An 11,990-nucleotide genomic window follows, 5' to 3' on the forward strand; every position below is an offset into this window, starting at 1 on the left:
TTGTTGTAGTTGTGGCAACAGGGAGGGGTTTAGGCAACGGATCGAATCGGTAACTCTGAACGGGCGGGCAGGCCCTCCATATCGCCACGGCTTTGCACGGCGCGGCTGCCGATCCAGTTGCCGCGCTGTACCGCCTCGGGAAAGCTGAGGTTTTCCAACAGGGCGCTGATCATGCCCACGGCGAAACCGTCACCGGCTCCGACCGTGTCCACGACTTTGTCCACGCGCACGGCGGCAACAAAGCCCTGGTCCAGGTGCGTGCGGTAGTAGGCGCCGTCCGGGCCGAGCTTGATGGCCACGGCTTCGGCGCCCTGGTCGAGGTAGAACGCGGCGATGTCGGCCGGGTCGTCGAAACCAGTGAGCAGACGGCCTTCGCCCAGGCCCGGCAGAACCCAATCGGCGAGCCCTGCGAGGGCGCTGATTTCGCGGATCATTGTTTGTTGGTTGGCCCACAACGACGGGCGCAGGTTGGGGTCGAACGACACGCTGCGCCCGGCCTTGCGCATCTGCGTCATCAGCTCGACGGATAACTCGCGTGTCGCCTCGGACAATGCGGGCGGAATCCCGGTGGCATGCAGATGGCGGGCTTGCAGCAAGGCAGGACTGATGGCCGCGATGGACAGGTGACTGGCCGCCGAGCCCTTGCGGAAGTACTCCACCTGGGGATCATCACCGGCTTCTTCGCGGGACTTGAATTGAAAACCGGTGGGGTGCAGCGGGTCGACCGCCACATGCCGGCAATCCAGGCCTTCCTGGGTCAAGGTGTCGACCACAAAGCGCCCGAGGGAATCGTTGCCCACCCGACTCAACCACGCCACGTTGAAGCCCAGGCGCGACAGGCCGATGGCGACATTGCTGTCGGCGCCCGCGATGCGTTTATGGAACTGAGCCACCTGGGCCAAATCGCCGGTTTGCTCGGCGACGAACATCGCCATGGTTTCACCAAACGACAGGATATCGATCTCAGACATGAGCACGCTCCACACGAGGTTGGCCCAGCAGGGCGAGGGCGGCGACCTGCTGGGCAGTAATTGCGACCAGGTCATCACCTTGCAACGGGAATTCCACTGCCCGGCTAATACCTGGAGTCATGTGCTTGAGCAGTTGTTCCCACAGATGCAGGTCGGTGGCGCCAGGCGGCAGGGCGACCAGCTTGCCGTCGGCGCGCCGGGCCACGGCCTTGCAGTGCAGGTAATCCACATGCCGGCCCAGCAGGCGTGCGGCGGTGAGGGCGGATTGGTCCTGCCACTGCCAGTTGCCGATATCGAAGGTCATCTTGACCGGCAGGCCCAGGCGTTCCACTTCGGTGAAGAAACGCTGCATGGGTTCGATGCGGCCGCCGTGCAGGGTCTGGTCGTTTTCGACCAGCAACTGAACCGCGTGACGGTTGAGCAGGGCGTGCAGGCTTTCCAGGTCGTTGGTGTCGGTGAAGTAGCCGAGGGAGACTTTCAGCCAGCGTGAACCGAACGCCTGCGCCCGATCCAGGGTGGCCGCGAGTTCGGCATTCGCTTGGGCGCGGCCGGCGACCCACAGTTCCAGGGGCGATGAAAACACCGATTCCAGGTCTTGTTGCGCCGCGGCCTGGGCCAGTTCGGTGGGCTGTTCGTCGGTTAAAAGCTCTTCGCGCCATTCGATGCGCTGTGCGCCGGCGGCGGCGAGGACCTCGACAAAACTCAATTGGCCCTGCTGGCGTACCAAGTCGGCGCCGTAGCTGGATAGGCTGATGGAGACGGGGTATTTATGCATTGTTGTTTACCTCTGAAACCGGTTTCATTTTTAAGCGAAAATCAAACAATGGATTGTGTTGAGCCTCGAATAATCAGTTGGGGCAAGAAATCCAGGGTACGCGTCGGTTCGGTGTCGCCGCGCAAGCGCTTGAGCAGGCAGTCGAACGCCGAGGCGCCAATGGCGTCGGTGGGTTGGGCGAGGGCGGTGATGCCGCCGCCCACCAAGGGATACCAATCCAGGTCATCCAGGGCGATCAGGCCTACGTCATCGAATAAGTTGCAGCCAAGGTTCTTGAGCGCACGCGTACAGGCCAGTGCCGCAACGCCGTTGGCACAGAACAGCGCCTTGGGGCCAGGTTTTGCGAGAAAGGTTTGCAGGTGGTGTTGCAGCGCGTCATCCAGTTCCAGCACGGCACCGGTCAATTTCGGACGGTTGGCAATCTCAGCCTTGAAACTCTCCAGGCGCTCCAAGCGCGAACTGGTGCCATCGGTGGCTTCGCTCACTAGCAGCACATCGCGATAACCCTGTTGCTCCAAGTGCTCCACCGCCATGCGCACGGCTGCGGGGTTATCCAACCCCACCAGATCGCTGTGCAGCGGCTCGACTTTGCGGTCCACCAGCACCAGGGGCATTTCTCGCTGCAGTTCCAGCAGTTGGTCGAGGTGATGGCCGAGGGTGTTCACGATCAACCCTTCGATGTTGTACGAACGCAGGGCCGCCAGGTGCTGGCGCTCTTGCTCGTCATCGCGATCGGTGTTGCACACCACCAGGCTGTAGCCGTGCTGGCGGCAGGCGGTTTCGACGCCGTGCATCACGGCAATGGAATAAGGGTTGCGGATATCGGCCACCAGCATGCCGATCAGGCGTGTGCGGCCACGTTTTAGACCACGGGCCATCTGGTTGGGGCGGTAACCGAGTTGCTCGATGGCTTGTTCAATGCGCAAGGCAATGGCATCGGAGAGCAGGGCGCGGTCGTCGCCGATAAAACGAGAAACGCTGGCCTTGGAGACACCGGCGCGTTCGGCGACGTCGAGCATGGTGACGCGGCTGCGCTGGGCGGCGGAAAAAGAGGTCACTGTGGCAGGCCTTTCTTATTGGATGAGTGGCGGAGCTGAAACCGGTTTCAGAAGACACCAAGTGAAGGGGGAGCGTCAAGTGATGGATAAAAAATGTTGGGGAAGTCAATGGAGGTGAAACGACGAATGGGCAGGTGAACCTGTTAATTCTGACAGTAGTCAGGTACGGGCGACTGGCGCTTAATCGTGCTTAACGAACCAGCTACTTAAAGGGAGCGCACGCCATGTCTGGAAAGGAAAGCCCCGGTTACCCCCTAGCGCGGCGCAACGGTGTGTTGGCGCTCGACCCCTTTGCCGAGATTGTCGGTGTACCTGTATCTGATCCGGAAGGCCTGATCGTAATCCCCTATCGTGAGATGCCTTTGGTTTGCTGGATCAAGAAATGGGCGCCAGGCCCTTCGCTGCTAAGGGACAACACGGTGGAGTTGATTTGGCGCGTCAACGGTGTCGAGTCGGTGGCGGATTCACGAGTGTTCAATAGAGCAGATTACTTAGCGGCGCCCGACCCATTTTCGTTGTCCGTACCCCGCAATTTCATGCTGTATTTCGACGCTGTCATTGAGCTGCTGTATCGAGTGAAAGAGCCTGGCAGTCCCGATGTGGATTCACCCATCAGGACATTGAGGGTAGATCGAAACCCGCCGACCTTTCTGCTTCCTTCCGATGGCCCGAGATTTGTTGATCCAAGCATCGCCGCCACCGGCATCACCGAACAAGTACTCGCTGACAATCCATGTATAGAGATTGAACTCCCCGCCTTTGTGGCCCGAGCCAAGGGCGACCAGATTTCTACTTATCTGTCGAATGTGACACCGCCCTTCCCATTGATCCATACGGACATCAAGACGCTCAATTTTACCGATGAGCCTTTGATCATCTGTGTCGACCGAGACCATTTCCGAGCCTTGCCCAATGGCACGGCTTACATGGCTGGCCGGGCCTATGACCGGTCAGGAAACTTCAGCCCTTTGACGGCCTCAACGAGCTTTCCCGTCAGCTTGATCCCTTCCCCTAGCGGCCTGCAGGCGCCGGTCATTCGACCGCCTGCCTACCTTGACTTGTTGCTCAAGCGAGATGATGCACGTGCAGGTATTGCCGCCCAGATACCTGCGCCTCAATACCCTGGATTCATGACGGGCGACGAGGTTGTGATGATCTGGAACGGGCAGCGCGTACTGCCGCCGCTGCGAATCACCGGCTTTCCTTTTTCTGTACCGATTCCCTGGAGCATTTTGCGCCAACCCGGCCCCTTGGTGCGTGAGCAGGTGCCTGTGCAATATGAGATACATCGGCCCGGTCGACCCACGCCGTTCCTGTCACCTATCGACTTTTTCTGGCAAGACTGGACCATTGCGGGCCAAGACCATGCCGGTGCGCCGGCCAAACTTAACCTTACGCTTGCAAACGTGCAGGTCATCGGCAATGGGTCGGGGTTGATCAACGAGTTGGACCAGCGGGACCGGGTGTTGGGTGCCAGTGTCTGGGTGCGCTTGTACGTCGATCCCAAACCGGGCGAAGTCCTTGCCCTCTATTATGGGAACAGAGGGCCGCTCGCGTACTACACCGTGCAACTAGGCGATGCGTTCGATCAACTGGTTCGTTTTGTACCCGATCTCTCAGGCACGGACATTGTTGCAGAGGGCAATCACGCTGCGTTACCGGTGTTCTATACCACCAGCAATGGCGTGAATGAGCAGCAAGCGCCTGAAACCTTGGTGAATGTGCATGTTGATCCATTGTTTGATCTTGATGCGCCGGCAATTGCCCATTCGCTGCACGGCGGGGCCAAACTTCTGACCTGTGAATCCCGGCCTGCCACTTGTCATGGCGTTCGCTGGACCATACCTATCGACTCGCGTATGCGGGTTGATGACGAAGTTCGGTTGTTTTGGCAGGGGTACAAAGTCATTAATTGGGAGCAACCGATCTTAGGTACCGAGTTCGAAGGGCTTGAGACCATCAAACCTGAGCACTTTGTGAGTAAAAGCGTGCCGATGGTGGTCTTGCCTTGGGACACCAAGATCGAGCCGATGCGCAGGTTCGCCTCGGCTACAGCAGAATATTACCTCTATCGGAACGGCGTCCTTATTGGTCATTCATCCATGGGCAAAGTGCGCATAGACCGAGTGTTCCCCAACTCCGAAGAGCCCTGCCAACCCGGTGATCACGGCTTTTGTGATGGCTCAGATGTGCAATGGCTTGAGGCGCCGGAGCGTTCGCCTGGCGGACAACTGGGCAAACTCAATGAGTTGATTGATAAGTTGATAAAACTCTTACAGGACTTTAAGACATTTAAGTAGTAGCAGAGTGATTCGGTGCTGACGCTTGCTCGCGATCAGGATGTAGCCTGAAGTGCATTGGTGCGGGCGTTTTAAGTGTCAGGCGTTCACCTTGTCGCACGCTTTAAATAGGTTCGCCTCGTCACCGGGGCGAGTTATCGGTACTCGTGTGTTCAACTATGGTGAGTAATTGACATGAAAAAGAAACTGGGTCCGTTCGCGCAAATTAAAAATAAAAATACGATTACTGCTGTGCCTATTACACTGACAGCAGCGGTAGCTCAACCTGGAGATTATGTTGATAACATTATGTACCCGGGCTTATTGAAGCGTGAAGCGGTCGACGCTCCCACATTAAAACTTAATCTAGCCACATGGTTTCCTCCATCCTCCGTTGCTAATCCTTCTACGCGAGATGATCATATTGATGACATTGGGGATTTTCAAAGTGGGCTTTTTAAATCGGAAGTACTCATTGCGCCGGGCCCTTATGTAGCGGAGATTCCCCAGAATCGGTTAACCCAGGGCACCCACACCTACAAATATGCAGTGTCGAGGAGTATACCGGGTGGTGGGGTCAACAAGTCTGGCTCCGCAACATTCACGTTCATCGTTAACCGCATTGCACCCTTTGATACAGCAGGTATTAGACCGTTCCCCTTGTTGTTGCCTGCAGGACATTCCGGCCCGCTGACTAAAGCGTATTTCGATGCCAATGGTGGCGTGGCAAGGCTTCGGATTCAAGATTACGACGCTCAGGGCGCGCATATAGGGGACAAGTGGGAGCTGTTGGACGGTCCCAATGGGGTAGTGGTTGAAACCGGTGATGTATTTCCCGATGAAGTCGTGCTATTGACCGAGGCTCAGGCCGCGCTGTGGGAGGGCGCGAAAGACATCTATTACCAACTGCGGACTGTTGAGGGTAATGTCAGTGGTGTCTCCCTCGGCCTGCCCGCGAGCATCGCGATTCGTCCCGCGCCGATTTTGAGAGCTCCAGGTGTGAAGTTTGCGGTCAACTTATCGGGCTCAGGCGACCATCTGATCGACCTGGATGATACTGAAGCGGCTTCGGGGGCGCTCGTCATCATCCCTAATTATGATGCGGATCGTGTGCGGGACAATGTATTCATCGAATTCACCACCAGCATTGGCACTCGCCGAGTCGGCCCACTGCCAGTGAGTTCGACCGTTTTGCCCGGGGAGTTTCCTGTCGACTATCCCGTACTTGAGTTTTTGTATGGCACTGCCAGTTTTGGGCCCATTGCAATGAGCGTCCGCTATGCGGTAGAACGCGGAGGGGTGTTCTATTGGATCGCTACAACCGACGAAGTCACTGTTGAACTGGACTTGTCCAAAGTGGGCCCCGTGAACCCAGACAAACCTGCTCGGCCAAATAGAAATCTCCTACTTCCGATATTGACGGGGGCGGTGTCAGGCTTGACGAATCAACTGGATGGCCGTGACAAGGGACTGGACGCTCCTGTCAAGATTCTTTTGTGGACTGTTGCGCCATTGCCTTCCGCCAGGGCGTTCACTATTCACCTGTTTTACTCGGGTGAAAGGGTTGCTGTTATCCCGGTCGATCACTTGAACCTTCCGCCTTCCGGTGTCGTTGATACGAGCGTGCCGTGGCCGATCATTGCCAAATATGGCAATACCACGGCTGGCAATCCTCTTCCGTTGCATTATGAAATTGTTACGACCGGCACCAGCAATAGAGATATCTCACCCGCTCAAGGCATTGATGTCGCGGCAAACGTAATCTCCTTCGATGCACCGACTGTAGACGGGGCAGCTGTGGCCGGCGGCGTCACGATCATTGCCTGTAACGCAGTTAAAAATGTAACTCAGACCGGCGGTTATGTGGAGGTTTTTGTTCCGCCGAGCTCGAGTTTCGCTATAGGAATGACTATCCCAGTGTCGTGGCAGGCACACAGCAATGATGCTGGCAACATGCCAATCGCTGCGGCTTCAGGAACTTTCCCTCATACGATAACAACGACTACTGAGACCGCGTTCGGGTTCAAAGTGCGCATCCAAACGGGGACGATGTACATCAAGCCAATCTACGACTACATGACGGATATGGGGTCGGTACGCATCAAGTATTCGGTCCCCATTGTGGGAACCACGCCTGTGGACTCTGCCGAAACGCTTGCGCTGGTAAGGACTTATCTTTCCGGCTCAACACCGACTTATTGCGACGGCTCTCTTTGGCCATAGTGGTGCTTAGCTTGAAGAGGAGCACAGGTGCTCCTCTTCAAGCCCCATCAATACCCCTCCGTCATTGCGCATTACATCCCAGATAAATCCTACATATTCATTCTTCCTCTCTCTCTAGTCTGCGGCCCCTCAAGGCCTGCTCCTATCTCGCTTGGTGCCGGTCAATTCGTTCCCTATGGGAAGGTTCTTCACGGGTATACACGCAGAATGACTACCAACACACGTTTCCAAAAACATCCATTGGCCATCGCGGTCCAGGCCCCGGCAATGGGTTTCCTGCTGTTTGGCGCTTCTCTTGCTCAAGCCACCACGCACTTGATCGATGGCCATGAATACACGATCGGGCCGGGTCAATACCTAGACAGTTGGGTGATCGAAAATGACTCTCATCTGATCTCCAATGGTTCGACCCTCCGTCAGTCGCAGGTGGTTGGCGCAAGGATGACCTTGAATGCAGGCACCCTGGCCCAGGACATCGAGGCCATCAATGGATCGAAAATCACCTTGAATGGCGCGACGGTCGAAGCGCGCAGTTCTTCGCCGTTTGCCCTGCAACTGATTGGCAGCGAAGCGGATATCACCACCAGCACCATCACCAATGCCAACGGGGCGGCTATTGTCGCAGGGCGCGATTTCTTGACGACTGACGGCTCGACCGTGAATGTTTTCGGCAGCACCGTCACCGGGTCGACGACGGGCGCAGTGGCGTCGGCGTACAGCCAATTGAATTTCACCTACTCAGATGTCACGGCAACCCGAGACGATGGTGTGGGCGTCTACCTGGTGGGCGCGGATGCTACCGCCATTGGCAGCCGTATTGTCGGCGGCCAGAATGGCGTGGTGTTGGAGAAGGAATACTACATCGATAACCCAAGCAGCCTTGTACTGGACAGCACACATGCCGAGGGCCGAAACGGTGCTGCGTTGCTGGTCAAGGGAGATGAGCTGGGCGGTGGTCAAGTTGATATTCAGGTGCGCAATGGCTCGACCCTGACCGGCGGCAACGGCAATATCCTGGAAGTGACCGGCAATTCCGTTGCGAATATGAACGTCGACCACAGCGAGTTGTTCGGCGACATCGTGGTCGAAGAGGGCAGCACCGCCAAAGCGCAGCTCAACAACGGCGCCTGGCTGACCGGCCAGTTGAAAAACGTGGCCGAGCTGAGTGTGAATGACGCTTCCCATTGGGTACTGGTGGGCGACAGCAATGTCACCGCCTTGAAGATGGGCGGCGGCGCCGTGCATTTCGGTGGGGCGGATGAGTTCTATCGGTTGGACGTGAAGAGCCTGGAAGGCAACGGTACGTTCATCATGAACACCGATTTCCTGACCCATCAGACCGACTTCCTCAACGTGGCAGGCAAGGCTGAAGGCAACCATAGCCTGATGCTGGCCGCCAGCGGCTCGAACCTGGCCGACGGCGAGCCGATCAAAGTGGTCCACACCGAAGGCGGGGATGCGCAGTTCAGCCTGGCCAGCGGCACGGTGGATGTCGGGGCGTACGCCTACGGTCTGCAGAAGGACGGCACCGACTGGTTCCTCGACCCCAACCGTAAGGGCACCAGCACCAGCGCCCATTCGGTACTGGCCCTGTTCAACAGCGCGCCCACCGTGCTGTACGGCGAAATGAGCATCCTGCGTACGCGCATGGGTGAACTGCGCTTCAGTGAAGGCGCTGGCAACGGGATGTGGATGCGCAGCTACGGCAACAAATTCGACGTGGCGGCGAACAAGAACGGTGCGGGCTACACGCAGAACCAGAAGGGCTTCACCATCGGTGCCGATGCGCCACTGTCCGGCGGTGACGGCCAGTGGATCGCGGGTGTGATGGCCGGTCACAGTGCCTCCGACCTCAGCCTGACCCGTGGCAGCAGCGGCGAAGTGAAGAGTTACTACGTGGGTGGTTACGCCACCTGGCTGGACGCCGAAAGCGGGCTGTACTTCGACGGTGTGGCCAAGCTCAACCGCTTGCACACGGAAAACGACGTGACCATGAGCGACGGCAAGAAAGCCAAGGGCAACTACGCGCAAAATGCCGTAGGCGCCTCGGCGGAGTTCGGCCGTCATATCAAGCTGGACAACGACTTTTACGTGGAACCCTACGGCCAGTTGTCGGCAACCATCACTCAGGCGCAAAGCTACGAGTTGACCAACGGCCTGCAGGCCAAGGGCGATCGTTCCAGCTCCGTGGTGGGCAAGCTCGGCGTGACCGCCGGCAAGAACATCCAGCTGGAAAGCGGCGGTGTGTTGCAGCCTTACTTGCGTACCGCCGTGGCCCATGAGTTCGATCAGAGCAACAAGGTGTTCATCAACGACCAGACCTTCAACAACGACCTGTCGGGCTCGCGCATCGAGCTGGCGGCCGGTTTGGCGATGTCGGTTTCGGAGAACGTCAAGTTGCACGCTGACGTCGAAACCAGCCAAGGCAAGAAGATCGATCAGCCGTGGGGTGTCAACTTCGGTGTGCGTTACGACTTCTAACGTTGTCGTTGAGTTGAACAGGGGGAAGCCGAGGCTTCCCCCTTTTTTTTGCGTTCAGATCAGCACACTCAGCCAGGTCGAACCCAACAGAAGCAGGGCCATGCACCGATTGAAGCGCTGCATGGCGTTTGGCGAGCGCAGAAGCCGGCTCGACCCCGCACCCAACACCGCCCAGGCCCCGAGGCACGGCAGTGCTATCAGGAAAAACACCAGGGATAGCACCAGCACCTGGCTCTGACGTTCTGCACCGTGACCCGCGAATACACTGACCACGGCCAGCGCCATCATCCAGGTCTTAGGATTGATCAATTGCAGACCGGCGGCGCCACGCAAGCCCAGTCGCTTGTGTGTTGACTGCACCTCTACGGCCGCTGCGGGCGCGCTGAAAATCTGCCACGCAAGATAGCTCAACCAGGCCACACCGGCCCATTGCATGGCACTGTGTACCCTGGGCAACTGCACCAGTGACTGGCCGACGCCCGAGCCCACCAGCAGCACAATACCCGCCGCGCCCATGCAAGCCCCCAGAATGATCGGCAACGCGGCCTTGAAGCCGTAGCGTGCGCTGTTGCTGAGCACCAGGATATTGGTGGGGCCTGGGGTGATGGATGCGACAAAGGCAAACAGGATAAACGCCAGCATGGTGGACTCCGAACAATCAATCGATGGAGTCGATCTTCACAAGCCCGCGGGTGGCCTGTCTGGAAGATTTGAGCAGCGCTTGCGGTACGCCGCAGGCGTCAACCCATAGGCGCGCACGAACCAGCGGCCCAGGTGGCTCTGGTCGGCAAAGCCCAGGGCAATCGCCACATCTGCCGGTTGTTCGCCCTTGGCCAGCAAATGCCGGGCGCGGGCCAGGCGCAGTTGCACCAGATACGCGTGGGGCGGCAGGCCAAACGCGCTCTTGAACGCACGGGTCAGGCGGAAGCGGTCGACGCCACACGCGAGCGCCAGTTCGTCCATGCCCACATCAATGTGCAAGTGGGCATGCAGGTATTCCCGCGCCTTGTGTGCCACCAAGGGCAATCGCGGATCGTTGCGGTAGCGGGTGCGCCAGTAGAGTTGGCCGGTGAGGCGCTCCAGCAACTGGTCCATGGCGCGCTGGCGCACGATGCGCAGTTCGCCGCTGTGCAGGGTCCGGAAGGCCTGACTGGTGGCCAGGGCCAGGCGTGGGTCGCTGGTCAAGGTGCTGGCGAAACTCAACTGGCTGTCCAGCGGCGCTTCTTCGAACACCGCACTGACTTCCCGCGCCAACCAGTGCGGCTCGAGGTAGAGCATGTGGTAGGTGAAGCCGTCTGCGGTGGGCGCGTCTCCGTCATGCAGCTCGCCGGGTTCCACCAGGAACACCTGGCCCGGCACGCTATTGTGGCGGGTGCGGCGGCAGTTGAATTGCTGCACGCCCTGTTCGGTGACGCCGATCAGGTAGCTGTCGTGCCAGTGAGGGTCGTAGGCGTGGCCTTCAAAATGCGCGCGCAGGGTCTCGATGCCGGTGTCGGCGTCCTGGGACAGGTCGATCCAGTTGTGCGCGGCCATAAAACACCGAGGCGGGCTTAGTGAAGCTATTAGCGCCCAGCACATGCCGGGCGTCTAGAAGGTTTGTGCAGCGTCAACCGAACAGCCCGGCGGCGATATTGATCGAGAACCCCAGGATCGCCGTGTTGAACAGAAAGCCGATCAACGATTGCCCCAGCACCACTTTGCGCATGCCACGCGTGGCGACGCCCACGTCGGAGGTCTGCACCGCCACGCCGATGGTGAAGGAAAAGTACAGGAAGTCCCAGTAATTGGGGGTGGTCAGGCCCTCGGCAAAACGCAACGCCGGTTCCTTGCCGTCCCAGGTGTAATACAAACGAGCGTAGTGCACGCTGAAAATCACCCCGATCAGCAGCCAAGAACCGATCACGGTCAGCCCGGTGAAACCGTAGTGCAGCAGGCGCTCCGAGGTCGCCAGGTCTTTGCTGCCCACCAGTTCGAAGGTGATGGTCGCCAAACTGGCAATGGCGGCGATACACACCGTGAACAACACCAGGCCGGCGTTTTCATCTTCGATCTCGGCGATGCGTTTTACATCCTCGGCCTTGGCGCGTCGGGTCAGCCATAGCATCAGCACCAGATAGGTCCAGACGCCGGCGTTCCAGCCAATGAGGATTTTGCTGACAAGGGTGTCGGCCGGCACCAGGATGCCCACGGCAATCCCGAACAC

Annotated in this window: 9 protein-coding genes; 3 read left to right on the top strand and 6 right to left on the bottom strand. The window is 58.5% G+C overall.

Annotation, left to right across the window (positions count from 1 at the left end; translation table 11 throughout):
- Positions 1-29: 29 nt before the first annotated feature.
- Genes HX812_RS30780 through HX812_RS30790 form a run of 3 tightly spaced genes read right to left on the bottom strand, consistent with a single transcriptional unit; the run spans position 30 to position 2,804 of the window.
- On the bottom strand, positions 30-971 hold the full coding sequence (locus tag HX812_RS30780; RefSeq protein ID WP_038845332.1) for a sugar kinase: 942 nt from the start codon (positions 969-971) through the stop codon (positions 30-32).
- Complete coding sequence (locus HX812_RS30785; protein ID WP_038845334.1) at positions 964-1,746, bottom strand: sugar phosphate isomerase/epimerase; 783 nt, start codon at positions 1,744-1,746, stop codon at positions 964-966. Before HX812_RS30785 ends, HX812_RS30780 begins: the two co-directional genes overlap by 8 nt.
- Before the next feature lie 41 nt (positions 1,747-1,787).
- On the bottom strand, positions 1,788-2,804 hold the full coding sequence (locus tag HX812_RS30790; RefSeq protein ID WP_038845335.1) for a LacI family DNA-binding transcriptional regulator: 1,017 nt from the start codon (positions 2,802-2,804) through the stop codon (positions 1,788-1,790).
- 224 nt (positions 2,805-3,028) lie between these two features.
- On the opposite strand from HX812_RS30790, the gene HX812_RS30795 reads away from it, so the two are divergent.
- The 3 genes from HX812_RS30795 (at position 3,029) to HX812_RS30805 (ending at position 9,787) form a co-directional block, all read left to right on the top strand.
- Positions 3,029-5,104, top strand: a complete 2,076-nt coding sequence (locus HX812_RS30795; RefSeq protein WP_050572412.1) for a hypothetical protein — start codon at positions 3,029-3,031, stop codon at positions 5,102-5,104.
- 174 nt (positions 5,105-5,278) lie between these two features.
- Positions 5,279-7,306, top strand: a complete 2,028-nt coding sequence (locus tag HX812_RS30800; protein WP_038845336.1) for a hypothetical protein — start codon at positions 5,279-5,281, stop codon at positions 7,304-7,306.
- 207 nt (positions 7,307-7,513) lie between these two features.
- Entirely contained in the window at positions 7,514-9,787 is a 2,274-nt protein-coding gene (locus HX812_RS30805; protein WP_038845339.1) for an autotransporter outer membrane beta-barrel domain-containing protein, read from the top strand.
- A gap of 54 nt (positions 9,788-9,841) precedes the next feature.
- Here the strand turns inward: HX812_RS30805 and HX812_RS30810 are convergent, their stop codons facing one another.
- The 3 genes from HX812_RS30810 to HX812_RS30820 all read right to left on the bottom strand — a co-directional run.
- Complete coding sequence (locus HX812_RS30810; RefSeq protein WP_038845342.1) at positions 9,842-10,429, bottom strand: LysE family translocator; 588 nt, start codon at positions 10,427-10,429, stop codon at positions 9,842-9,844.
- A gap of 36 nt (positions 10,430-10,465) precedes the next feature.
- The gene (locus HX812_RS30815; protein WP_038845344.1) at positions 10,466-11,320 is read right to left on the bottom strand and encodes an AraC family transcriptional regulator; all 855 of its coding nucleotides are present in this window, start codon (positions 11,318-11,320) and stop codon (positions 10,466-10,468) included.
- A 73-nt stretch (positions 11,321-11,393) separates the two neighbouring features.
- Positions 11,394-11,990 (bottom strand): DUF1345 domain-containing protein (locus HX812_RS30820; RefSeq protein WP_218643592.1); only part of this gene is annotated, 597 nt, incomplete at its 5' end.

Source organism: Pseudomonas sp. IPO3749 (assembly GCF_013386605.1).
Taxonomy (GTDB): Bacteria; Pseudomonadota; Gammaproteobacteria; order Pseudomonadales; family Pseudomonadaceae; genus Aquipseudomonas; species Aquipseudomonas azotoformans_A.